This window comes from Acetobacterium wieringae (assembly GCF_023700225.1).
Classification (GTDB): domain Bacteria; phylum Bacillota; class Clostridia; order Eubacteriales; family Eubacteriaceae; genus Acetobacterium; species Acetobacterium wieringae.
This window is the reverse complement of the sequence record NZ_CP097897.1, coordinates 3,378,821-3,404,499: the sequence shown is the minus strand read 5'-3', so window position 1 is coordinate 3,404,499 and position 25,679 is coordinate 3,378,821. Positions and strand designations below refer to the sequence as shown.

Here is a 25,679-nt window from a genome sequence, read left to right as displayed (position 1 = left end):
AGCGGTTAAAGACTGGTATTAAAAGAGGGAACAATTTATAAAAAAACGAAAGGATAAAGAAAATGTTAAAAAAACGATTAACAGTTGTGATGCTTGGTTTGTTGTTGATTCTTGTTCCTTTGGCGGGATGTACGACCGCCCCATCCCAGAGTCAGAGCTATGAAAAAACCATCACCACGGCACGCACCGAAATCTGGAAAGCCATCGCTGGCGGTGGGGCCTCCAGTGCCACCGTGGCTATTATGGACAATGGTAAAATTGTTTATGAAGAAGGTTTTGCCATGGCCAACCGGACTGAGGCGTTGGGGGTAAATTCCAGCACTCAGTTTAATATTGGTTCGGTCAGTAAGGTGTTTACAGCTGCGGCCGTGATGCAGCTGGTGGAGGCGGGTCAGCTGGAGCTGGATAAACCGGTGGTTAGCTACCTGCCGGATTTCACCATGGCGGACAGCCGCTACAAGGACATCACGGTTCGGATGCTGCTTAACCATACCTCGGGGTTGCCGGGAACGATGATGTATAATGGCTTTGCATCGGCCAAAGATTCCCAGTTTTTGACGGAATTTATGAATTATCTGGCGGGTTCCAGTCTCAAGGCTGATCCTGGGGTGGTCAGTGTTTACTGTAATGATGGATTCACTCTGGCCGAGGTGTTAATTGAAAAGGTGTCCGGCCAGACGTATTCCGACTATCTGCAGCAGAATATTTTTAAAAAAGCCGGGATGAACGACAGCAGCTGTTCCTTTAAGGCTGGAAATCCCAATATTGCCCTGAAGTATAACAACGAGGATGGCACCGCTCTGCCAGCAGAAATCATTAATCTGATGGGCACCGGGGGAATTTCCGCAACGGCAGTGGATCTATGCCATTTTGGCAATGCTCTGCTGGAAAACATGCTGATGAGTGCCGAATCCTTTACCGAGTATACCAGTCCCCAGTATGGAAAAGAAACAGTGCCGACAGGCACCCCGATTACCAATTATGGTTTGGGTTGGGATATGGTGGACGTTGCCAGTTTTGCCGAACAGGGTGTCCATGTACTGAGCAAAAATGGCGGAACGCTGCAGTTTAATTCTCAGCTGTATGTCATTCCTGAAGAGAAACTTTCTGTGGCTCTGATCTTTGCTGGTACCGGGGATGCTTCGGGAATTGCCGAAACCATCACCCAGACACTACTGGAAGAGAAGGAAATTATTTCCGCCCCGGCAGAAGCCGAGCAAACAACCACTACCACAGCGATACCAGGCGAAATACTCAGCTTTGCCGGATATTATGGAGCCAGCGGCAGTGTCATCAAAATTGAGTTTAATCAGCAGAATAACACGCTGGAATACAAACGCTTCGATGGCAATGGCTTTACCACCGCTGGCAGTTATTCCTACAGCGGTGAGGGCTATTTTGATATGCAAAACGGATATCGGATGTCTTTTTCTGAAAGTTTTGGCAAAAAACTGGTGCTGCAGTCGATGAATACGGCCGATTATTCGCTGGTCATCGGTCAGGGTATTACGGCCAATAACCCGATCGATACCAGTCGTTTTGCCGGTAAAGCCTGGATTCCCAAAAATCTCAGTGCCATTGATTTATATGCATTTTCTGCTGTGACTGGCAGTCTGCCGGAGCTTCCGGGAACTATTTATTTTGGCAGTGACGGCAGCTTTACACCCTATCCCCTGAAAGACGAAAATACCGCCTATAACAACCTGCCCTACGCCCGGGATCTGGTTGAGCCAACCCTTACAGAAGAAAACGGAACAACCACAATGACGGCAATGGGTTATGTTTTTGTGGATGTGGCCGACATCCCCGTGCTGGCCAGTGATGAAAAAATCAGGATTGAAAAAACTGGCGAAAATATCGTCAGAAAGCTGGCGGCCGATGGCAGCTTTAGCGTCACCCTGCCAGATGGGGGACGGTTGGTGATCTATGATCCGACACTGACGGTGTTAGCTGATACCATGTATGCTACAATCGAAGAAATGCCGGTACCAGCGGGTGCTTATCTGATGTTTATCGGCAACGAAGGCGATGAATTTGTCTATCAGTACAGCTTTTAAATAGCTATTACCGCAATAAGGCTCAAAATTAATATTTTGAGTCTTATTTTTTTGTCGGAATTGGGTTACAATGAATGAAATAGAGCAATTGATCATGAGTCGAAAAATTATCCAGGATGAGTGCAGACTAGCTTATTTGAATAAGAAGGGAAATTTGTCATGAAGAAGATTACCAAGATTATCTGTCTATTTCTTTCGTTGCTGTTTTTGAGTGGCTGTACCGCCAGCCAGAATGGACCCAAAACAGAAAGTATCAAAGAGACCATCTACGATGCCTACGTTTATGCCTTTCCGTTGGTGCTGGTGAATGCCACCATGGAAAAGATGACCAATACGGTAGAGCCAACGACGACCCAGGCACCGCCTAATCAGTTGTTCCACAGCCATAATCTGGCCAATGCCAGTGCCAAGGATGTGGTCACCCTTAATACCGATACCTTGTACTCCCAAGCCTTTCTTGATCTGTCGGATACGGCAATGGTTTTTGTGATGCCCAAAGCTGACCGATTTTGTTCCGGGGAGATCATGGATGCTTATACCAATGCCGTCAAAATTACCGGCTCCGGCAGCGATAATCCGGATCAGACGGCTTTTCTGATTACCGGGCCGGATTACAGTGGTGAAATTCCCCAAGACCTGGTTCATGTTGCCATGCCTACCAATATGGCCTGGATTCTGTGTCGGGTGCTCAGCTACGGCGAAGCCGATCTTGACAATGTTTATGCCATTCAAAATAACATCCAATTGCTGCCGCTGACGAATTATTTGTCGGGGGAAGCCTATATTCCAGCTAAGGGCAGCTATAGTGAAAGTAATAACTTTATTCCCATCGAACATGTTTTGCAGATGACTCCGGCGGAGTTTTTTAATACCGCCAATGCGTTAATGGTTGCCAATCCTCCTGCCAGCGCCGATCAGGCCATGATCGAAAAAATCAGTGCGGTGGGCGTCGGCCCGGGCCTTGAATTTGACCCGGCGATACTGGGGGATTCCGGACAGGACGAGTGGAATACGATGATCAATGATCTGTCGACCACCTTGTTCAATGATTCTCAGGATTTTCTGGTTAAGATGAATAACTGGCGGTTTTGGTGAACCGGTGGCCGAATTTGGCACCGAATACGATTATCGGGCATTGATTGCTTTAAACGGTTTGGCAGCCAATCCGGTTTCCGTCGCCATTTATCCCAATGCCAGCACCACTAGTGATGGCGTCACCTTTGATGGCACCAACAATTATGTGATCCATTTTGACAAAGAGCAGCTCCCACCAACCAAAGACACCGGTTTCTGGTCGATCACCGCCTATGACAGTGATAATTTTTTAATTGATAATCCGATTAATCGCTACAGCATCAATGACCGCAGTGCCGTCACCTATAATCAGGATGGATCACTGGATTTATTGCTGCAAACCCAGGCCCCAGCTGATGCCACATTGGCAAATAACTGGTTGCCGATCTCAGCCGATAACTTTCATTTGTACCTGCGGATTTATCTGCCTCAGGAATCAGTGTTTGATGGCAGCTGGCAACCGCCAACGATAAAAAAGGCCGAATAGAAAAACAGCGTGTCGATAAGTTCGGTTAGCAAGGGTGTTTTTTTGACAACGATAATTTTGAATGAGGCTAATTAGATGAATATAATTTTAAGCACAATATTGGTGGTTTCATCAATGGTCTTGATTGTTTTGGGGATCGTTGGCTTTCGGCATCGGGGAATTTCTGGGGTTAAAGCGATTACGCTATTAATGTTTGCCATGGCAATTCACAGTTTTGCCTATGGGATGGAATTGATGAGCTCGGATTGGGAAACCATGTATCAATGGATTCGAGTTGAGTATCTGGGCGTGTCTTTTTATCCCATTCTCATTCTCTGGTTTGCCAGAGAGTATGCCGGGGAGCGACGTTTTGCCAACAATTATGCGATGGGAATTGTGCTGGCCATCTGTACGGCTACCTTGTTTTTGGTTGAGACAAATGCGATGCATGGTTTATATTATGCTCAAATGGGGGTGGATAGAAGCATTGGCTTTCCCATCGTGATGACACAAAAAGGTCAATGGTATATGGTTCAGGTAGGGGCCTTGTATTTTGCGATGATTTATGCCCTGGTTGTTTTGATTGGACAGATCCTAAATACCAGAGGGGTGACCCGAAGGCGGGCCTTTCTGGTTTTTACCGGAATGCTGGTTCCGATGATTGCCAGCACCTGTTATTTATTGGGCTGGGGAATTGGTGAAATTGATCTGATACCTTTTTCATTTATCTTTTTAAGTGTGTTGGTGGCCAGTGGTATTTATCGCTATGATATTCTTTTTTGAGTGAAGTCACCCATGAAATGATCTTTAATACCATTGGTGAGGGGGTTATTGTGGTTGACAGCGAAGGCTATATTCTGAAAATGAATCGGGCGATGCAAAGCTTGTTTGGAATCCTTGGTCAATTAAAGATTGGAGAGCCCATAAACCGTTATATGGTTTTGGCGCATATTTTGGAGTCTAATGCTTCACAGACCGTTGCCATGGGTGATAAACATTATCAGATTCGCTTGAATGCGATTGGAAAACACCATGGTACCATCGTTGTTTTTACCGATGTGACCGAAATTACTGAGGCAAAAAAACAGGTTGAGATTTTGGCTATCACTGATCACTTAACTCAACTCTATAATCGGCATCATTTTGTCCAGCGATTCAATCAGCTGGAGAAGGCGGGCGTGGTTATGTTGCTGGATATTGACCACTTTAAGCTGGTGAACGATCAATATGGACATCAGGCCGGAGATACCGTACTCTGTGAACTTGCCGATTGCTTGAGTGAGCATTTTTACGATGGCGTGATTTGTCGCTACGGTGGGGAAGAGTTTGCGGTGCTGATTGAAGGGGAAAGCCTTGAAAATGCCAGAAACCGGGGCGAAGCGTTCAGGGCGGCTTTCCAATCCCGACAGACGGATTTTCCCTGTACGGTGTCGATTGGCTTATGCTGGTATAATAAGGCAGATTACAGCAAAACCATGAATCTGGTCGATAAGCTTTTGTATCAGGCCAAAAATGCAGGTAGAAACGCTGTGGTTTGGGAAGACGCGCTTGAGACATGAGAAGAATACGGATAAAAACATGAAAAAATTGGCGAAGCCTCAGGCTTCGCCAATTTTTATCGAAAAATTTAAAAATATGATAGTATTAAAATCTAAACCAACTGATAAGCGGCGACAAAACCGGTTTCGACGGCATTGGCAATGCGGCCAATCTGAGCCGTGTCACCAATCTTGACAACCCGATCAAAATGAAGAACGAGCGCATCGGCCAAGGTTTGATCAGCTTTGACGCCTAAGGATAGAACCACATAGTCAACAGAAAGATCAGTGTATTGTCCATTGGTCTGCTTCAATTTAATCGATTGATCATCAATTGATACCAGTTTATGGGCTGGCATAAAGACGGTGCCAAATTTAATCAGGCGGGCCTGAACGTCGCTGAAACTCTGCCAGCTGGCATCGGGGCCAATGCGATCAGCCATCTCCACCACAAAAACCTCATTGTCCTGGGTTTCCAGCAGCTCAGCCGTTTCAACCCCGGTCATGCCAGAACCGATCACAGCGACTTTTTTACCGGTGAGCTGGACCTTGCCAGTGAGAATATCGGTGCTGGTGCAGACATGGGCTTTTTTGACGCCTTTGATGGATTGGGGAACAATCGCTTCAGAACCGGTGGCCACAAAAACAGCATAAGGGTTCAGAGCCGTAATGGCATTATGGGTGGCAGGTGTATTGAGGCGAACTTCGACCCCCAGCTTGGTGAGTTGGGTTTTATAGTAGTCAATCAGCCAGTTGATTTTATCTTTATGGGGCGGCTTGTTGGCCAGACCGAGTTGGCCACCCAGTTCGCCGTCTTTCTCAAATAAGACGACTTTAAACTGGCGTTCGGCCAGCTTGCGGGCCGCTTCCATGCCCGCCGGACCACCACCGATAACAACCACTAAACGGCCATCGCCATCCAGGCGGGCATCATTGTAGAACCATTCCCGGGCAGCCCGGGCATTGATGGCGCAGGCAAAGGGTTCACCCTTCATGCCATTGGCAATCATCGAATCCATGCAGTTCAGACAGGAAATGCAGCGGCGGATATCGTCCACCTGTCCGGCAGCAGCTTTATTGACCCAATCGGGATCGGCCAATAAACCCCGGGCGATGGTAACCCCGTCTACCCGTCCTTCGGCAATGATTTGTTCGGCAAACTCGGGGTTGCGGATCACACCGACCCCAAAGACCGGTACATCCACCGCTTTTTTAACGGCTTCGGCCAGATAGATTTTCCAGCCTTCGGCAAAAGAAATTGGTTCCCAGGCCTGGTTCATGGTTTCATAGATACCGGCCGAGACGTTGATGGCATCGAGACCAAAGGGCACCAGGTATTTACAGATTTCCACCGCTTCATCCAGCAGTAAACCGTCTTCGGAAAAGGGGAACATCGATTCCCGGAGAAACTCATCGGCTGAAATCCGGAACATCACCGGGTAGTCCCGGCCAACGCGGGCGCGAATGCCTTCGATAATTTCTTTAACGACGCGAGCCCGGTTTTCGGTGCTGCCGCCGTATTCGTCAGTCCGTTTATTGGTCAGCGGGGAAATAAACTGGTTTAGCATGTAGCCATGGGCGCCATGCAGTTCAACCCCGTCGATTCCGGCTTTGTAGCAACGTTCCGCGGCATTGATATAATCCTGAACAAAGCTTTTTATTTCGGCATTGGTCATTTCCCGGCATTCGGCCTGGGTCAGCATGCTTTTGATGCCACTGGGAGAGATGGTCGCCCGTCCACCGATGGCCATGTTATCAGTCTGGCGACCGGGATGATGCAGCTGAATAAAGATGGCTCCGTCATAAAAATGAACGGCTTTAGCCAATTTTGCCAGTCCCGGGATACAGTCATCGGTGGCGGCGGAGGTTTGGCGGGGCATCATCACGCCGGTTTCATTATTGACCCGGGTGACCTCGTTGATAATCAGTCCGACCCCGCCTTTAGCGCGCTCGGCGTAGTAGGCGCATTCACATTCCGAAACCGTGGCATTGTCATGAGCCGTTCCTGAACCCATGGCGCCCATCACCACCCGGTTTCTGATTTTTAAGGTACCAATATTAATGGGGGACAATAAATGTTCAAAAGTCATAGAGATTCTCCTTAAATTTTATAAATCGATTTACTGATAGCAGTCGTAAATCTTGGCCAGTGATGCGGCAATGCATTCTTCAGTGGCCGGAACCGGACAGAGAAAGCGCAACCCTTCGTTGGCGACATAGTTTGTACAACCAATGATTTGCTCCCGGGATATAGTTAAGTCCGGAAGCGTTGGAATCCCCAATTGTTTCTGAAATTGACGTAATCCATTGGCGACTTCGATTCCAATTTCCTGGGGATCAGTGGCACTGATGGTTAGGCCCATGCAAGTGCCGATTTTTTTGACTTTTTCGGGATAAACGGGAGCTGTTAATTCAAGGATAACCGGTGTGACCAGCGCGCAGGCAATCCCATGGGGAATATGAAAGGTGGCGCCCATGGCGTGAGCAATGGCGTGACCCAAGTGAACCATGGCATCATTAAAGGCAATGCCGGCATTGTTGCTGGCCAGGGCAAGATTTTCCCGGGCTTCAAGATTCAAGGGATCGGCAGCAGCGATTGGCAGCCATTTGGTAATCCGTTCAATGGTATCATAACAGAGAATATCGGAGTGGGGATTGGGTTGTACACTGGTTAATGCTTCGCAAACATGGGAAAAAGCGTCCATACCGGTGTAAACCGTAATTTCTTTTGGCAGCCCCAAGGTCAATTCAGGGTCAACAATCGCAAAGCTGGGCGGTGCAATGGCACCGATTTTTTCATGATTTTTGGTATCGCTGATGACGGCGATTATGGTGCTTTCCGAGCCGGTACCAGAGGTGGTGGGGATTAAAATCAGCTTTATGGGCGGGTTTTCCAGTGGCATCATGTTTCGGGCTGAATCCAGCAGTTCTGAAACACTGACATTATTGGCGCCCAAGGTGCTGATTCCTTTGGCGGTGTCCAGAACACTGCCGCCGCCAATGCCGATAATCCCATCAATGGCGTGGGTTTTTACCAGATTGGCACCAGACTGAACCGTATAGTCCGGGGCATCCGTTTCACAGTCAGCAAATAAAAAGGTTTCCATTCCGGCTGCGGTTAAACTGTCGACTACTTTTTGAGAGTGCCCCATTTTTTTTACGTTTTCATCCGTGACGATTAAAACCCTGTTAAATCCTAATTCTTTGGCTACATCTCCGGTGGTGCTGACAGCGCCAGCACCGAAAGCTACCGGACATAATTGTGAGTATCGTTGTACCATCTCAAATCCTCCTTGATTTTGTTAAAGCGTTGTCATTTCGAGCTGGCACCAGTATAGCAGTTGGGGGTGGCGCCGTCTTTGTGAGGGTTTGAGATTTTAGTGATCAAAAAAGAAGTCGTTTGACAAAGCAGGCTTGTAAAAAGTGACAAAATAAGGAGGTTGAATTGGTAAATTATTCCTAAAAGTGAGATCCGTGAAAGGTCAATCGTTTTTATTTAAGACCCTGATGTACAGGGGTTTCACCCCGTGATATAATGAGTCAAATTCGATAAGATGATAAGGTGGTTCTGATGGCTGTAACACTAAAAAAAATGAGGTCGGTATTAAATGGGCGTCCTGTTAGAATGCGCATCAATGAAAATGACGACACGATTGAAATTAAAGGCATTGACTATTTTACTGAACAAGATTTGTCGCCGAACTATGCCTATGTTATGAAGGCGTCTGACGTACAGCGACGGCTGGATCACAAAAACTGTTTTATTATCATCGAGGATCAGCCCCTGGACGAAAAGTATACTGGAGAAAGTGGCACGAATGCCATTCTGGTGGACAAAGCCTGGAGCCCGGAAACGGTGATTAAGCGGGTCAGACAATTATTTGAGGATCAGTATCGGATTGGCGACAGCTCAATAAAGATTCTTGAGTCCTGTCAGAAGGGCTATACCATCCAGCAATTACTGGATCTGGGCTATCAGCTGCTGGGCAATCCCTTATTGCTGGTTGATGTTTCGTTATGTTTTATTGCTCATTCCGGGGGAAATAACATTGACAATGAACCCCTCTGGGAGTGGACCTTGTCCAAGGGCTATGTCAATAAAGAGTATGCCAAATCGGTGATGACGGATGATAATCAAAATGAAATCGATCAGGGCAAAGAGGTGCTGGTCATTTGGGAGACGGGCTTGTTAAACCACCGGCAACTGGTTGGCCGGGTTTTAAAAAACAATCGTCCATTGGCCTATCTGAAGCTTTTGGAATACCACCATCCGATTAGCGAAAGTGATCAGGAAATTCTGATTATGCTGTGTCATGCTGTAGCGATGACAATGGAGGATGCCAACGGCATCAGCCAGACTGCCAGTTCACTGAGTGACACCTTTTTAATTGCCCTGCTGAACCAGAAAATGTATGATCATGCAGCCATTGAAGAACGGGAAAGAATTTATGGACTAAAGCTCTATAAAAATCTCTTCGCCCTGGTTATCCGCATCGATAATCGCCAGAATACCAATGATCGGTTGTATTACTTAAAGCGGATTTATCAGAATTTCTTTAATCGTCAAACGGTGATTATTTATAATGGCCAATTGGTGATTTTGCTGGACACCATCACTGCAGAAATTCAGAATGAGCGGGAAATGGCATCGTTTGAAAACCTGCTGGAAGAAAATGACTGCACTGTTGGTATCAGCAAAATATTTTATCACCTGTACGATTTTTGTGAGCACTATAAACAGGCGCATAATGCACTGACCTTAGGTGATCAGCTGAAAAAACCAGGGCGGATTCGCAACTATGATGATCTGATTATTTCCCATATGATCTTAAGCTTTAGAGGGGAAACCAATATTAAAAACTTAATCCATCCGGTGGTGAAAACACTTAAAGACCTGGATGAGAAAAAGGGCAGCAATTTTCTGGAAACCCTGGTGGCCTATATTAATCATAATCAGGATACCACCCTGACTGCGAAAAGTTTGCATGTTCACTACAATACCCTCAAATACCGGATTAATCGGATTATTGAACTAACCGAGCTTGATTTATCCGATAGCGAAACCTTGTTCAACATTCAGCTCTCAGTGAAGGTGAATGATATTTTAGCCTGTTTATAGTAAAAAAGTGGAGAAAAAGCGCAATGAAGATAATCAATGAAAGCCACAACTTAAGTTTAAAAGAAAGTTTTGCAATCGAACGCATCCGGCAGTCAGGAGACTATCCCTTGACGGAAGAGAAAATAACCGATATGGTGATTGTCGAACATCATCTGAATGCCTATATTAATGATCAACTGGCCTTTAAACTGGTTTGTACCCCAGAAAAATTGGATGCCCTGGTGCTGGGATTTCTGCTAAGCGAGGGCTATATCAAAAATCCCGATGAAATTGAATTTATTTATGTCTGTGAAAGTGGGGAGCGGGTCAAGGTCCAGCTGCATAAACCACTGGCATTGCCGGAAATTGATCATGATACCGGCAGCAACTCGATTTCCTGTGGCAATAACCGGAAAATTCGCCAGGCTGCTTACGCCAAAAGCCTGATGCCCTTACCGGTTCATGACTGGTCCCACGAAACAGTGTTGATGCTGGCCAATGCCTGCAACCGGAATACCGGGCTGTTTGCCGAAACCGGCGGAACCCATTGTTGTGCCATGAGCATTAGTGGCGAACTGGCGTTTATCTGCGAAGATATCGGCCGCCACAATGCAGTGGATAAAACCATTGGTCAGGCCATGATGGAAGAAAAGAATATCGCTGAGGCGATCCTGTTTACCACCGGCCGGATTCCCTCGGATATGGTTATCAAAGCGATCAGAAGCCGTATCCCGGTAATTGCCTCCCATTCAGCTCCTACTGACGAAGCGGTTTTACTGGCCCGTCAGTTTAATCTCACCCTGATTGGCTTTGTCAGAGGCAAACGAATGAATCTTTATGCAGGAAAGTAATTTCCTGTTTTTTTTTCGGAACTGCAATATCATCCAAGAGATAAAAGAAGATTAATGCTACACTGGGATGGAAGCGGAGGTAGTTAAATGAAACACCATGAAGAACGGATCGTCCGTTATGATGGCGAACTGAAAATCGAAGCCTTGCGGTTAAGAGGCATTATTCAAAAATTTCCCAATCACTTTCATGAGCATTATGTGATTGGTTTTATTGAAAGCGGACAGCGAAAACTGTCCTGTAAGAACAGGGAGTACCGGGTGGAACCGGGGGACTTGCTGCTTTTTAACCCCTATGATAATCATTTTTGCGAACAAATTGATGAAAAACCATTGGATTACCGATGCCTCAACATCAAGCCGGAAATAATGAGGGAGGTGGTTTACGAAATCACCGGGAAGCCGGACAGGCTGATTTTTAAACAGCCGGTAGTAGCCCAGTGCGAGCAGGTCAAGGCCCTTCAGGAACTGCATCAGATGGTCATGCAGGAAGCAGGCGAATTTAACAAAGAAGAAGCCTTTCTGTTTTTGATCGAGCAGCTGGTCGAAGAATATGGAATCCGGGAAGCCGATGGTGATCAGCCGGAAAGTGATGGCAACATTGAAATGATCTGCGCCTACCTGGAAGCACATTATCAGGAGCGGATCACACTGGCAGACTTATGTGCTTTAACCGGATGCGGCAAGTATTATCTGGTCCGGGCCTTTACCAGAACAAAGGGGATCACCCCCTACCGTTATCTGGAGACTGTGCGCATCAACCAGGCCAAGCAGTTGCTGGAAAAAGGGCTGGAGCCGCTTGAAACAGCTTATCAGACCGGATTTTCGGATCAGAGTCACTTCACTAATTTTTTCAAGCAATTCATCGGGATTACGCCAAAACAATACCAGAAAATATTTATTTCGAATGATCCGCAACCCCAGGGATTCCGGAGCAGGGATGAAGGGAGCAAAAATTGAGCGGCGAGTATCGGCTGACCGGCCATCTGGCGGCGGCGTTTACGATTTTTATCTGGGGCATTACCTTTGTTTCGACAAAAATTTTACTGGATGTTTTTAGCCCGATCGAGATTCTGGTTTTTCGCTTCGTCATCGGTTATCTTGCCCTGACCCTGGTCTATCCCCGGCGCATGGGCCTACGCAGCTGGGCCGAGGAAAGGCTGATGATGGCTGCCGGTTTATGTGGGGTTACCCTCTATTTTTTACTGGAGAATATTGCCCTTACCTATACCTATGCCTCAAACGTTGGGGTGATTATTTCGATTGCCCCCTTTTTCACCGCCATCCTGGCCCATTTCTTTCTGGATGGCGAAAAACTGAGCCTGAATTTTTTCATCGGTTTTCTGGCTGCCATTATCGGAATTTTTCTGATCAGCTTTAATGGGATTGGGATCATGGTGCTGCAACTCAACCCCATTGGTGACTTACTGGCGCTGCTGGCAGCCGGAGTATGGGCAGTTTATTCGGTGCTGACCCGTAAAATTAGTGGCCTGGGGTATCACAGCATTCAAACCACAAGGCGGATCTTTTTTTACGGGCTCCTCTTTATGCTGCCGGCCCTGCCCTTTTTTGATGTCAATTGGAGTCTTAAACCATTGACTCAGCCGGTTTATTTCTTTAATCTGCTGTTTTTGGGACTGCTGGCCTCGGCGCTCTGCTTTGTCACCTGGAGTCTGGCAGTCAAGCGATTGGGAGCCACCAAAACCACGGTTTATATTTATCTGGTGCCGGTCATCACCGTGGCAACATCGGTGTTGATTCTTAAGGAAAGATTAACCGGGCTGGCGGTACTGGGAATTGGGCTGACCCTCCTGGGGTTGATCATTTCTGAAAAGCAGAGCGCTCCGGGAAAAAATAGGATGACCGAAAAAACTGAAAAAATCAGCTAACAGGAAATACGAGCAGACATGATTTTACAGCGAATGCCAACAAATTATCTGACCATTCCCATGATTTATGATAAAATAAATCATGGGAATTAATTTTTTAAGATAATACTATAAAAGGAAGGGTTGAATGAAATGTTAAGATTAAGGGCAATGAGGATCACACTGATTGGTTTATTCGGTCTGGTTTTATTGTTGGCGATGACGCCGCATATCAGCAGGGTTAGCGCCGAAGATAATTCGACACAAACTGAAAACGCTGTCACAGCCGATTCGGTGGAGCGGGTCGTGACCTCGGAGCGTGCGGTGAATGCGATGATGGGCTGTTCCTATCGTACCCATGTACAAAATGTGGGTTGGCAGGATTTTGTCAGCAATGGAGCCATGAGTGGCACGGAAGGCCAGGGGCTGCGGTTGGAGGGTATTGAAGTCAACCTGGAGAATGTCAGCGGTGATGTGGGCATTGAGTATACCACCCATGTCCAGAATATCGGTTGGCAGAATTATGCAAAAAACGGTGCGATGAGCGGTACCTCGGGCCAGTCACTCCGGCTGGAAGCCATCAAAATCCGACTGATCGGGGCTGGCGCTGAGAATTATGACGTGTACTATCAGGTTCATGCCCAGAATTTTGGCTGGCTGGATTGGGCTAAGAATGATGCCAGCGCCGGAACCGAAGGGTTTGGTTTAAGGCTGGAGGGGATCAGAATCATGGTGGTACCCAAGGGTGATCCGGCACCGGGGGCAACGGATCGTCCCTTTGTCACCACCAACACCCAATCGACCTATCGAACGCATATCCAGAATATTGGCTGGCAGGGTTGGCAGAAAAATGGCGAAATGAGTGGTACCACAGGACAGAATCTGCGTCTGGAAGCCATCGAAATAATAAATGAAAACCTGGAAAGCAATGTTGGTTTTGAATACCAGACCCATGTCCAGAATCTTGGTTGGCAGGGTTGGAAAGAGGACGGTGAATTGAGCGGCACCGCAAACCAGGGGTTGCGACTGGAAGGAATAAAGATTCGATTGACGGGAGCCAATGCCAATCTGTTCGACGTGTATTATGAAGCCTATGTGGAAGGCTTTGGCTGGATGCCCTGGGTGATGAATGGTGAAAGTGCCGGGACTGAAGGGTTGGGGCTGCGCCTGGAGGGCATTAAAATAATTGTTCAACTAAAAGGCTTGCCGATACCTGACAATACCGCCAACGAATTGGGCTCACTGGCCCAGCTGGTCAATAAAAACCATCATATCCCAGCGGATTATGTACCGGATGATCTGGTCTGGGTTAATCTGCCTTCCACCCGGGACACCCAACTGCGGGCTGATGCCGCCGAGCAGCTGATCCAGTTATTTAATGGTGCCAGTGCTCAGGGCCTGACCCTCTACTGCAATTCCGGGTATCGCTCTTATGCGACTCAGGCGGCATTGTATCAATGGAATGTCGAGATGTATGGAGTCGCCGGGGCGGAGCTGGTCAGTGCCCGGCCGGGAATGAGTGAGCATCAACTGGGCTTGGCCATGGATGTCACCTCCGCCACCGTTGATTTTGATCTGGTGGAAAGCTTTGGAGCCACGGCGGAGGGTCAGTTTATCCGGGATCATGCCCATGAGTATGGCTTTATTGTCCGCTATCCCCAGGGCAAAACCAATATCACCGGCTATGCCTATGAACCCTGGCATCTGCGGTACCTGGGGGTTCCGGTTGCCACGGCCATTTACAACAGCGGTAAAACGATGGAAGAATTTTATGGAATTTACTAACTGAGCAGATGATTTGGTTTTTATGAAAGGCAAAGCGATGAAAAAGTTAGGAATACTGATGCTGATTGTGGTCATTTTGGTGGCGGGATGTTCAAGTCAGCAACAAACAAAGGAGAAGATAGTGTCAGTTAACAAAATTACGGCCGAAGAGGCCAAAGTCATGATCGATGAGGGTGAAAACCTGGTCATCCTGGATGTCCGGACTCAGGAGGAATATAACGAAGGTCATATTGAGAATGCCGTACTGATTCCGGACACCGAGATCAGCGCTAAGGCTCCCACTGTTTTAGCCGATTCGAATCAGACCATTCTTGTTTATTGTCGCACCGGTCGCCGGAGTGCCGAGGCGGCAAAAAAACTGGTAGATCTCGGCTATAGCAATATCTATGATTTTGGAGGGATTGTGGATTGGCCCTATGAAGTGGTGAAGTAGCAGAGAATGCGATTGAAAATAATGACTGCCAACAGAATGACTAACAAGTTCAAGCACCCCAATTCTTTTTCAGAATGGGGTGCTTGAATTTGTTTGACATTCTTTGGGAGCCTCAAATACTCGTGGGGAGTGAGTTGCTTTGTGTACCCAAAAGCATCCACAAGCGGTTTTAATCATGAAATAGCAACAAATTATGTAGAAATTGAATATTTGTGGGTATAAAGCATAAAAACAATGATGGTTTGTTCTTGTGATCAAATACATATCATGGGAAAGGAGCAATTGTGGAGATAATACCGTATCTGGTTTCATTTATATTTTTTGTGATTGGCGGCAGCTATGTTTTTTTTGGCAGCAATATTGTTTTGACTAATTCAAAAGAGAAAAGCAACCGTCTTTTTTTTGTGTTGTGTACATTCCTAAGCGTTTGGGCTTTCGCATTTGCTCTGGCGATATCGGCACCGGATTTGGAAAGCTGTTTATTCTGGCGCCGGGTATCGGCCTTGGGGTGGGCGACCTTTCCGGGGCTGCTGTTTCATTTTTTTCTGGTACTAACCCAGCGTAACAAGCTGTTAAAACAGTGGTGGCTTTATTTTTTGATCTACATACCGGCAGCAGTTTTAATTTATGTGTTCTCCCTGTCACGGGACTTAGCAATTATTCAATATAATTTAACGAACACGCCCTTTGGCTGGATCAATACCCCAGGGAATAACGGCTGGGATCGGCTGTATAATTTATACTATTTTGGTGGCATTTTGTTGGGGCTGGTGTTATTGATTGATTGGATCAGAAATACAAAAAATCCACAATATAAAAAACAGGGCCGCTATATTTTGCTGTGCTTTTCAGTTTCTCTGGCAGTAGCAGTTGTTTTTAAAGTCATCAGTCAATTGTTTTCACTGATGTCAATCCTCCAAATACTGCCAAACATTATGTATATCGTGACGTTGAGTATCTTTTTTTCAATCAAAAAATACGGCCTGGTGAAGATGAAACCCCTCAGTACCTATGAAATGATCTTAAACAACCGCACCCGTGAACAGATCTATAACTATCTGACGGTGGTCTTTATTGCCGGAAGTCTGCTGAATATTATTTCCCAGTATTTTATGGCCAGCTCTGATGAGCTCACTGCCATTTTCCGCTTTAGCAGCCTGCTATTACTGGTTGGGCTGGTGATTCAGATTACCCAGCGGAGCAATCGTTTAAGAAAGCATCAGAATAAGATCATCATGGTGATACTGGTAGCTGCCATTCCGTTGATTACCCTTCGGTTTATCAGCTCAGCCAGTCTGACAGTATGGGCTTTTCCCTTTATTTTAATTATTATGGCCCTTGTATTTAATAACCGGATTGCTATCGTGGGAATCACGGTGTCGATTTTTTTGACCCAGATTCTGGTCTTTATCATTATGCCGCAGGCGATTGTGGTGATTGACAGCAACGAGCATGTGGTCAGAATTGGATTGTTTGGTATCGGTATCTGGGTGGCCTTTTTTGTCAACTCTTTGTATGTTCAGCGACTAAAAGAAAATACCGAGCAAATTAAGATTCAGAAAATGATTGCGCAAATTTCCGCAGAGTTCCTGACGGTCAGTAGTGAGAATTTTGAAACCATCACCAATAAATGGCTGGAAAAAAGCGGCGAAGCTTTTGATATGGATCGGGCCTGTCTGTGCTTTTTCAGTCTGGATAAAACAAATTTCAGTTGTACCGATGAATGGTGCCGAGACGGGCTAAAACCGCAAAAGCATTGTCATCAGGAGATCCCGGTGGCAAATGCTCCGGCCTGGATTAAGCGGATACTTGCCAATCAGGTGGTGCATTGTTTTGAGCAAGCGAATCAATCAGGGGAAAAACAGGAAGAACAAAAAATATGCGGCAACAGCAATGTAACCATGGCCATTCCCATTTCCTGCCGGGGGGGCGATGTTCGGGGATTTTTAGTATTTTGTTTGTCCCGAGAAGTTGCAGTCATTGATGATCGTTATGCGGATATGTTGGAAATCATCGCCAATCTGCTGGCAGATGCGATGTCGAAGATTCAGTCCGAACGGGAAATCCGGTATCGGGCCTACTATGACCAACTGACCGGATTACCAAATCGATTGTTGTTAGGTGAACGCATCGCAAAACAAATCGAGGTATCCCGGACAGCCGAAAAGATGATCGGGTTCATCTATCTGGATATTGACAGCTTCAGAACCGTTAACGATATGATGGGGCATGAAGGAGGGGACAAATTGCTGATCCAGGTCAGCCAGAAACTGGCCCAAACGATCAAAAAAACCGATACAGTTTGCCGCTTTGAAGGGGATGAATTTGTCATTATGCTCAATAACATCGCCCGGGAAAAAGAGGTGCTAAAGGTAGCTAACCGAATCATTGGTTTATTCAAGTATGCCTTTATAGTCAACGGCCAGGAATTTTATATTGCGGCTAATGCCGGTATTGCTATTTTTCCCAAGGATGGGGAAACCGCCGAGGAACTGATTAAGAATGCTGACATTGCCATGTATAAGGCAAAGGATAAGGGCAAAAATAATTACGTACTGTGTTCAAACACCATATATGAGGAGGTAGAATTTAAGAATAAACTCATCAGTCATTTGTATCATGCCTTGGACAATAATGAGTTGCGGGTTTATTATCAACCCCAGATTTCTCTGGAAACCGGTAAAATTGTTGCCGTTGAGGCGTTGTTGAGATGGCAGCATCCGGAGCTGGGGTTGATTCCGCCGAAGGTGATTATTCCCCTGGCGGAACAAACCGGGCTCATCAATCCTATTGGGGAATGGGTATTAAAAACAGCCTGTCTTCAAAATAAAAGTTGGCAGGACATGGGGCTAGCTCATGTTCGAATTGCTGTAAATGTCTCGGCCACCCAATTTCGCAATCCGCTGTTAATCAATCAAATTCAAAAATTACTCAAAGAAACAGAGCTGAAACCCAAATATCTGGAACTGGAATTGACTGAGAGTATTGCCATCAACAGAGCCAACTATGTGATTAGGGTATTGAACCGACTAAAAAAAATAGGGGTCTACATCTCAATCGATGACTTTGGCACTGAATATTCTTCGCTGAGCCGTCTGAAACTGTTGCCCATTGATCAGTTAAAAATAGATAAGCAGTTTATTGATGGGATTGTTGGCGATGAAAAAGATCAGGCCATTGTTAATACGATCATCCAGCTGGCTAAAAATTTAGGCATTGCTGTCATTGCTGAAGGTGCGGAAACCATCGAACAGGTCAATTTTCTAAAAGAAAACCGCTGTGATACGGTTCAGGGCTTTTACTACCATAAGCCAATGCAGGCAGTGGAAATCGAGGAGGTGCTACGACAGCAAATAAACATCAGAGGCCTTTGAAACTGCCCCTTTGGAGGTAATAATTGACAAGGTAAGCGGGGAGATCATTACGATTTTCGTAGGTAACGGTGATTAGTGTTACCTTTTTATGGTTTCGAATCGTATCCGTCCAACCGTTGCTATCGCATTTTATCACCCCTAAAACAGGCTTGTCGCAATCCAGGGTATTTATAATTTCACGCTGAAAGGTAAGGGCATTGCGTTCAAGATTTCCGCACTCATCCATGATAATCATGGCAGCATTGGCTTTGGCTCTCTGGATCAGGGCAACACCATCGGTATTGAATCGAGCGTCATCAACTTGTGGTAAACAATCCTTCTTAAAAATAGCAATACCGTGATCGGTGCTGAAAAATTTGGGTTCAGCAGCGCCATTTAGATACAGTAACCGATCTTGAAAACGTCGATCCGGACCAAAATAAGTTTTAAAACCACCGTAGGTCTGATTTAACTGCCCCAGGGTTCGGCGGATAATGGTGCTTTTTCCGACTTGGATCGGGCCGGTTAAAAAGATATGCATTTATTGACACCTCCCTTCGATTTCAAAAATCCCCAATGATTTCTTTTTGGGAAGGTAGAAGGGGTAGTCAGTCTGATTGGTTTCAACCAGATTTTGCGATAGAAAACGGTGCAGATCTGCTTCAGTGACTTTGGGATAGTTTTTGCGGACAAAGTGTTTTCCTTCTTCAAAGGAAGCAAGTGGCTGGCCAAATTCAAACGTGATTTCAGTAACGGAATAGGGGATTCTTTTCTTATCTAAGGCAGCAGCAACCAGGTCACAGGTGTTTTTGTGAAAGGATTTATATTTTTCTATTGATGAATGGTTGGCGCTCTTTTGATTTACGACAGAAATTTGCTTGCGACAGTAGGGTAGGAATTTTTCGGGTTCACGACTGCCAAAAAAGCTGGTATAGATGACATCCCACGTATTTTGTATGTCATCACAATTTAGCAGGCGGGGCTCAATATTGGTAATTCTTTGTTTGGCAATGGTTGTCTTTAGAGAATTGAGGGCAAATTCATTAATATCAATGCAGGTGATATGGTCGATATGTTTGCTTAATTCCAGATCGATCAGGCCCAGTCCACAACCAATGTCGCATAAAGTGGTATAGCCGTTTAAACTGGGGGCAATAAAATCGGCAATGTTTTTAAAAAATTGCGAGTATGCATTGGCGTCCTGATACCATTTAATTGTTGTCGGATCCCAGCTGAAATTCATTGCGTCTTCACCTTCGCTTCTCTTTTAAAAGCCACCTTTTGACCAGTGACAGAAATCTTGACATTTTCAGCCCCGGCGGCAATCCGGGCGGCCCGCAAATTGTCTTTGACCATAAATCCGGATAGCTCACCGACGCCAAAGTTAAATAATGCTGGAGCCAGGGGCGTTCCGGGCCCAACAATGGTAATGCGTCGGGCATTTTTTGACAGCTCCAGAAAGCGCGGTAGGGTCTTATCAAGCAGGGCTGCACAAGTAATATAGACATAGTCGCAGTCCGGTAGGATATATTCACTGGCCGAGATGGGGTAATCACCAGACTCCGGGTTCCATTCGATAATCGAAAAATCACAAACCGGTGCCATCAGCTTTTCAATGTAGGGGAAATGGCCGACCACTGCGACTTTTTTATCCTTAATATCGTTTTGGCACATAATGAAAGGATCAAAGTTACGATCCTCCACCCGCGGCTTGTCTGAAAATTCAATGCCATTGGCTCGGGCAATTTGGGGGTTGTTGTAATAGGCATTGATAGCCGCAATGCCCACGGCTGCCTCAACAAAATTCCAGGATTTTGCACAGCTGGCAACCTCCCGTAAGGGCAGGCCCAGCATGTTTTTTGTCAACATCGGCAGCCGGGTTTCGCAAAGCCGGGGTGATGCGATTCCGACACCGTTACCGCTGCGGACATAGGCCCGTTTTTTTCCGCAGATCAACTCATCAACTCCATAATTTTCTGGGATGCCATCAATCAGGGCATCGTATAATTCCCACATAAGCGATTCTCCTTACAGATTTATTAATTCTTTGGTGATCAAATCACCACTACGCAAATGATTTCGCAGTTTGAGTAGCTGATTATCCAGTTTTTCGATCAGCGCCAGGCTTTGCCGTTCTTCCGTCGAGGTTTCAATAATTCGGTCAATACCACCGTTTTTGATAATAATTCGTTTGTCAGCATTGAGTGCCAGTAGCGGATCATGGGTTGATACGAAGATGATTTTTTCACGCTTGGCCAGCAGCATAATGGCCTTCCGGCGATCGATTCCGGCGTTTTCAATCTCATCGATTAAAACAATGGGGGAATCGCTCATGTAGGCGGTGTCGGCAATCATCAGGGCCCGGGACTGTCCGCCGCTGAGCTGGGTGACCTTGGTATCATCAGAAAACGTCTCCCCGGCCAGATCATTGGCACATAAAAAACACGTTTCCACCACTTCATTTACATTGGGAGATAACCGGCATTTAGCGTGCATTTCTAGAAATTCCCGAACCGTCAGATCCATCACAAAATTCATGTTCTGGGAAAGCTGGGCCACCAGTTTGCCATCCATTTCAAAACGTTGGGTATCATCCAGCGGATGATTATTAATCATTATCTGACGCTGGGTAGGGGTGTCCCGTTGGGCCAGACATTCGATGTCATTGAGTAATCGGCTTTTTCCTGATCCGGTGGGACCGACAATACTGATGACTTCCCCGGCAGAAATGGTCAGACTGATATTTTCCGGCTGCTTTAATTTATTGATGCCGCCATTAATGGTAATTGAGGTGACCCCACCAATGGCGGATCGGGTTTCGGAAAATGTTTTTAGAAAGACGGCCAGGTTCAGCAGCAGATCATAAGGTTCCAGACCAAATTCCTCCAGAATTTCGTCTTCAACGTTCGCCAGGGCATCAAGTAGCAGCCCATCGGTGGCAAGATCGCTTAACCGATAGTTGGCTAGAAAATCCAGGGTGATCGGATAGCGTTCAATCACAAGGGCCAGATAGTCGTTATTCAGAAGAGTCATAAAATCGGAAACAGTCATCATTTTTTAAACTCCATTTTTTTTAGCATGCCCCGCTGGTGGGGCTCCCCAATTCGGGTTTCGCCGGTGCAATAGGAACAAACCGCCGCCGGGGTGGTAAAGCGCAGCCGCATGTCCCGGATGGTGTCAATCTCCAGGGCATTTTTCAGGTGTTTAGCCAGCATAAAAGTCCCCTGGCCGGTGATGCCATTGATAAAAATAATCCGGGCGGTTAAATTGACCTGTTTGATGTTAAAGGCAAAGACTTCACGCTCGGCCTGAGAAACAATGTCTCCCTTGGTGACAACGACAATGTCGGCGAATTTTAACATCGGACCGATTTTGCGGGGCGTATTGACCCCGGATAAATTATCAATGACGCAGATCGAAGCAATGCTGTTGATATAAGGGGAGCAGCGGTTGCAGAGACCGGCACTTTCAGTAATCAACAGTTTAAAGCCGGACTCAATCCCCCATTGAACAGCGTCTTCAATATTGCTGACAAAATAGTGATCGGGACATGTTTTCCCGGAAAAACCCATTTGAACGGGAACCTGGGCGGCCTCATAGCTTAAATTGTCGAAGGAGGTGAGACAATCAAATTTGACCACGCCAATGCTGCCCTGGGGCATCTTAAAGGCTTCAATCAATTTTAAAATAACAGCAGTCTTGCCGGAGGAGGGTGGTCCGGCGATGGTGATTAATTTCATTTCGTTACCTTCTTTATCTTTGCTTATCATGACGTGTAAGGGGTCACAGACCCTTAATTTTTTAAAACGGCAAAGCAGCGGGGTGGCTGCTTTGCCGTATCAGTGGTGGAATTATTTGGCTGTTTTACCCAGTGAATTAGCAACCAGTTTAGTGTACTGATCCTGGGTTAAATCGGTGTGGTAGAACAATTTGTAATATTCAGCGGCTTTTTTATAGCCATCATATTGAGCCTGATCGGGATATAATAACTGAGTCATCCAGATCATCCCCATCAAACGGTTAACGGATGGCGGGCTGCCCATCCAGTTATAGGGGCCATTGGGGACTTCATAATAAGTGCCGTTTTTAATGGCCTTAAGATTCTGCCAGGCTTCGCTGGTTGCCACGGCGCTGTAAGCACTGCCGGGGGCAAAAATAATGACATCCGGATCCCACAGCATCAGCTGCTCCATATCCACCGGGTTGCCGGTGCCTTTGCTGGAAATATCACTGACAACCGCCACATTATTGCTGAGGGAATCAATTACTTCAGCATGGAAAGAACCCTTGGCCAGCACACTCAGGCCATCTTCGCCGGTACAGTAAACCAGTTTTGCTTTGCCGCTTTCGCCAACTTTGTCAATAATCTTTTGGGTATCGGCATTGACCGTTTCACAGTATTTTGCCAGAACTTCGGCTTCTTTTTCTTTACCAAGCAGTTTCCCTAATGTTCGATAAGCCTCGGCCATGGTATCGATGGTTGCTTCGATGTGAACGGTGGGAATGCCGACCTGTTCCTGAATGCCATCCATATCCTCGACGATGGTGGATTTGGATTCGCCAATATCAATGATAATCTGGGGGTCGACCTTGGCAATTTCTTCAAGATTTAAATCACCTTGGCCATAAAATTGGCCTAAAACGGGCAGATCCAGGTATTGGGTGTCGATGTATTCTTGAGCAGTGGCATCCCATTTACTGGAAAGACCGACAAACATTTCCGGAGCTAAAGCAAAAAGGGCGATCTGCGCCAGCGCCCCGGAAGGGACAATCCGGGTGATTTTGGTCGGAACCTCGACCACCCGGCCAGCAGAGTCGGTAAAGCTGGTGGTGGCATTTGCTGATGCCGTGCCGGATCCGCTGCTGCCGCAGGCGGTGGCCATCGTCATCACCAGACAAACTACCAGTAATAGGGCTACAAGTTTTTTCTTCATTTCATTTTCTCCTCTTTAGACGTTTATGTTCTTTATATCAAAACCATTGACAATGGTTTAAAGTCAGTGTCTATCAATTCTAGAGGCTGACCCAAGAGCGGATTACCAGATAATCAGATGGCACATTTGGGAACACAGACTCTGACCCGGTCATCATAAAGGCTATTGATGGTTACCTCAGCAGCGTAGAGATTGCGAATCAGCTCTTCGGTAAAAATGTCGCCGGGTTGCCCCCAGGCGGCGATTTCACCATCTTTCATGGCCATCACCGTGTCGGAGAATAAAAAGGTCTGATCCGGATTATGGGTTGATTGGATGATCGTGTAACCTTCTTGAGCCAGGGATTTTATCTGGGTCAGAACACGGATCTGGTTGCCATAATCCAAATTGGCGGTCGGTTCATCCAGAATCAGAATTTTTGCCTTTTGCACCAGGGCCCGGGCCATCAACACCAGCTGGCGTTCACCGCCGCTTATTTGGGTATAGCCCCGCTTTTTCAGATGACTGATCCCCAGCCGTTCCAGGGCCTGTTCGACCAGTTGCAGCTGTTTTTTCCCCGGTTTTGAAATCACCGAGACCTGATGGGTGGTGCCCATCAAGACCATGTCGAAGACACTGTAGTTAAAGGACGGATTGTGGGATTGGGGGATATAGGCAACAGCTTTGGCGATATCCATAATGCTCATGGCATTCAGGTTTTTACCATGAAGGAGTATTTGGCCGGAATACCCTTTTTGTAAACCCAGCATGCAGCGAAAAAGGGTGCTTTTGCCGACACCGTTGGCGCCCAGAATGGACAACAACTGATTTTCCTGAGCGGCAAAACTGACGTGCTTGAGAATCGGATGCGCGCCATAACTGAAGCTGAGATTTGCGACTTCAATACTCAATAGATTTCCTCCGTTCTGGTAATTAGATAGATGAAAAAGGGGGCACCAATAAAGGCGGTTAAGATCCCCAGGGGGATCTCGGTGGTGAACAGATTTCGGGATACATCATCCACAAGCAAGAGAAAGATAGCCCCGAACAGCATCGTGGCGGGCATCAGATGATTAAAGTTATTCCCCACCAGTTTTCTGGTTAAGTGGGGAATGACCAAGCCAACCCAGCCAATCATGCCGCTGACCGACACGCTGGCAGCAGTAACAAGGGTGGCGCAGATAATGACGATTAAACGAATTTGGTTTGAATTAACTCCCATGGTGCGGGCTTCATCGTCACCCATGGTCAGGACGTTCATCCGCCACCTTAATAATAATAAGGGGATCAGGCCCAGCGCCATGGGAATCAGGACAAAGGTCACCTCACTGATTTTGGCACCGTTTAAGCTACCCATCAGCCAGTAGGTGATGGCAGGGAGTTGATCGCTGGGATCGGCAATGAGTTTGATAAAGGAGGTACCGGCCGAGAACAGCGAACTGATCATTATGCCGGACAAAATGAGCGCTAAAATGTTTTTGCCCTTGGCTTTTTTGCTGATTAGATAGACCAGGGCAACGGTTAGCAGACTGAATCCGAAGGCTGAGATCGTGATCATAAAGCTGCTGCCGTAATGGAGGATCGCCAGAGCAGCACCAAAAGCGGCACCAGCAGAGGCCCCCAGGATATCGGGGGCGGCCATGGGATTCTGAAAAACGCCCTGGTAAGCGGCACCAGCAGCCGATAGACAACAACCGACCAGGCAGGCCAATGCGATTCGGGGTAAGCGGACATTGAATAAGACGGTTTCAATTTTTTCAGTCCAAAAGGGTTCGATGGGAATAAGCTTTGAAAAGAGAATGCCCAGCAGCTCATTGGTATAAATCGGGTAGCGACCAATCCAGAAGGAAACGATGATTGTAAGAATCAGAATAATGCCCAGACTGAGGATGATTAAAGTATTACGGTTAAACTGTTTCATACTGTCTCCTTGATAAACTTCGATTTAATTTGTTTAGTTAGTTTTTGTTATGTTTAAATTGTTTTTGTATATTGTACAATAAAGCCTTGCTTCGTGTCAAACGAACTTTCCTAAATATTCAAGTGCAAAAGAACGAACCTTCATTGATCCAATTTGATGTGAGCATTCAAATAAATCGGTGATAGCGGTTAAAAATGCAAAAAAAATAGACCCGCTAAACGGATCTATTCAGACTGTTAAAAAAGATAACCCAGTACCGACAATTGTTACATCATGTTGTGCGCATCGGAGCGGACACGGCATCGCCTGTCCGATTCCGCAGCGA

The 25,679-nt window shown here is 46.5% G+C and carries 22 protein-coding genes; 12 read left to right on the top strand and 10 right to left on the bottom strand.

The genetic code is table 11. The features are described from left to right. Positions 1–62: 62 nt before the first annotated feature. The 5 genes from CHL1_RS16695 (at position 63) to CHL1_RS16675 (ending at position 5,156) form a co-directional block, all read left to right on the top strand. A complete protein-coding gene (locus tag CHL1_RS16695; protein ID WP_250934106.1) occupies positions 63–2,057 on the top strand; it encodes a serine hydrolase domain-containing protein in 1,995 nt (664 codons plus the stop codon). A gap of 159 nt (positions 2,058–2,216) precedes the next feature. Continuing rightward, positions 2,217–3,152: a DUF1254 domain-containing protein gene (locus tag CHL1_RS16690; RefSeq protein ID WP_250934105.1), complete on the top strand. Its 936-nt coding sequence runs from the start codon at positions 2,217–2,219 to the stop codon at positions 3,150–3,152. 4 nt (positions 3,153–3,156) lie between these two features. Further along, a complete protein-coding gene (locus tag CHL1_RS16685) occupies positions 3,157–3,618 on the top strand; it encodes a DUF1214 domain-containing protein (protein WP_250934104.1) in 462 nt (153 codons plus the stop codon). 75 nt (positions 3,619–3,693) lie between these two features. Next, positions 3,694–4,380 carry a histidine kinase N-terminal 7TM domain-containing protein gene (locus tag CHL1_RS16680; protein WP_250934103.1) on the top strand — a complete coding sequence of 229 codons (687 nt, stop codon included), beginning with the start codon at positions 3,694–3,696 and terminating at the stop codon, positions 4,378–4,380. Next, positions 4,377–5,156 carry a diguanylate cyclase gene (locus tag CHL1_RS16675; protein WP_250934102.1) on the top strand — a complete coding sequence of 260 codons (780 nt, stop codon included), beginning with the start codon at positions 4,377–4,379 and terminating at the stop codon, positions 5,154–5,156. Before CHL1_RS16680 ends, CHL1_RS16675 begins: the two co-directional genes overlap by 4 nt. 92 nt (positions 5,157–5,248) lie before the next feature. Here the strand turns inward: CHL1_RS16675 and CHL1_RS16670 are convergent, their stop codons facing one another. Then, positions 5,249–7,225 (bottom strand): NAD(P)/FAD-dependent oxidoreductase, encoded by a 1,977-nt coding sequence (locus CHL1_RS16670; protein WP_250934101.1) that lies wholly within the window; start codon positions 7,223–7,225, stop codon positions 5,249–5,251. 30 nt (positions 7,226–7,255) lie between these two features. Continuing rightward, entirely contained in the window at positions 7,256–8,416 is a 1,161-nt protein-coding gene (locus tag CHL1_RS16665; protein WP_250934100.1) for an iron-containing alcohol dehydrogenase, read from the bottom strand. Positions 8,417–8,706: 290 nt separating this feature from the next. Here CHL1_RS16665 and CHL1_RS16660 point away from each other — a divergent pair, with 290 nt between their 5' ends. The 7 genes from CHL1_RS16660 (at position 8,707) to CHL1_RS16630 (ending at position 18,541) form a co-directional block, all read left to right on the top strand. Next, complete coding sequence (locus CHL1_RS16660; protein ID WP_250934099.1) at positions 8,707–10,254, top strand: PucR family transcriptional regulator; 1,548 nt, start codon at positions 8,707–8,709, stop codon at positions 10,252–10,254. Positions 10,255–10,277: 23 nt separating this feature from the next. Continuing rightward, entirely contained in the window at positions 10,278–11,084 is an 807-nt protein-coding gene (fdhD, locus tag CHL1_RS16655; protein WP_250934098.1) for a formate dehydrogenase accessory sulfurtransferase FdhD, read from the top strand. 87 nt (positions 11,085–11,171) lie between these two features. Then, positions 11,172–12,041, top strand: a complete 870-nt coding sequence (locus CHL1_RS16650; RefSeq protein WP_250934097.1) for an AraC family ligand binding domain-containing protein — start codon at positions 11,172–11,174, stop codon at positions 12,039–12,041. Continuing rightward, on the top strand, positions 12,038–12,970 hold the full coding sequence (locus CHL1_RS16645; RefSeq protein WP_250934096.1) for a DMT family transporter: 933 nt from the start codon (positions 12,038–12,040) through the stop codon (positions 12,968–12,970). The genes CHL1_RS16650 and CHL1_RS16645 overlap by 4 nt, the downstream gene beginning before the upstream one ends. A gap of 132 nt (positions 12,971–13,102) precedes the next feature. After that, entirely contained in the window at positions 13,103–14,734 is a 1,632-nt protein-coding gene (locus tag CHL1_RS16640) for a D-alanyl-D-alanine carboxypeptidase family protein (RefSeq protein ID WP_250934095.1), read from the top strand. Between the two features lie 121 nt (positions 14,735–14,855). Continuing rightward, the gene (locus CHL1_RS16635) at positions 14,856–15,167 is read left to right on the top strand and encodes a rhodanese-like domain-containing protein (RefSeq protein ID WP_250934094.1); all 312 of its coding nucleotides are present in this window, start codon (positions 14,856–14,858) and stop codon (positions 15,165–15,167) included. 284 nt (positions 15,168–15,451) lie between these two features. Beyond that, positions 15,452–18,541, top strand: coding sequence for an EAL domain-containing protein (locus tag CHL1_RS16630; RefSeq protein WP_250934093.1), 3,090 nt, complete (start codon positions 15,452–15,454; stop codon positions 18,539–18,541). Here the strand turns inward: CHL1_RS16630 and CHL1_RS16625 are convergent. From CHL1_RS16625 to CHL1_RS16590, 8 genes are all read right to left on the bottom strand, one after another. Further along, complete coding sequence (locus CHL1_RS16625) at positions 18,528–19,061, bottom strand: nucleoside-triphosphatase (protein ID WP_250934092.1); 534 nt, start codon at positions 19,059–19,061, stop codon at positions 18,528–18,530. The genes CHL1_RS16630 and CHL1_RS16625 overlap by 14 nt on opposite strands. Beyond that, positions 19,062–19,763 carry a methyltransferase gene (locus tag CHL1_RS16620; protein WP_250934091.1) on the bottom strand — a complete coding sequence of 234 codons (702 nt, stop codon included), beginning with the start codon at positions 19,761–19,763 and terminating at the stop codon, positions 19,062–19,064. It abuts the gene before it with no gap. Next, positions 19,760–20,536, bottom strand: a complete 777-nt coding sequence (locus CHL1_RS16615; protein ID WP_070370870.1) for a DUF364 domain-containing protein — start codon at positions 20,534–20,536, stop codon at positions 19,760–19,762. The genes CHL1_RS16620 and CHL1_RS16615 overlap by 4 nt, the downstream gene beginning before the upstream one ends. 12 nt (positions 20,537–20,548) lie before the next feature. Beyond that, positions 20,549–21,571 (bottom strand): ATP-binding cassette domain-containing protein, encoded by a 1,023-nt coding sequence (locus tag CHL1_RS16610; RefSeq protein WP_250936305.1) that lies wholly within the window; start codon positions 21,569–21,571, stop codon positions 20,549–20,551. Then, positions 21,571–22,260 (bottom strand): GTP-binding protein, encoded by a 690-nt coding sequence (locus tag CHL1_RS16605; RefSeq protein WP_070370871.1) that lies wholly within the window; start codon positions 22,258–22,260, stop codon positions 21,571–21,573. Before CHL1_RS16605 ends, CHL1_RS16610 begins: the two co-directional genes overlap by 1 nt. A gap of 111 nt (positions 22,261–22,371) precedes the next feature. Then, positions 22,372–23,454, bottom strand: a complete 1,083-nt coding sequence (locus CHL1_RS16600; RefSeq protein WP_250934090.1) for an ABC transporter substrate-binding protein — start codon at positions 23,452–23,454, stop codon at positions 22,372–22,374. A gap of 113 nt (positions 23,455–23,567) precedes the next feature. Continuing rightward, entirely contained in the window at positions 23,568–24,344 is a 777-nt protein-coding gene (locus CHL1_RS16595) for an ABC transporter ATP-binding protein (protein ID WP_250934089.1), read from the bottom strand. Further along, positions 24,341–25,354 (bottom strand): FecCD family ABC transporter permease, encoded by a 1,014-nt coding sequence (locus CHL1_RS16590; protein WP_250934088.1) that lies wholly within the window; start codon positions 25,352–25,354, stop codon positions 24,341–24,343. The genes CHL1_RS16595 and CHL1_RS16590 overlap by 4 nt, the downstream gene beginning before the upstream one ends. Positions 25,355–25,679 lie beyond the last annotated feature (325 nt).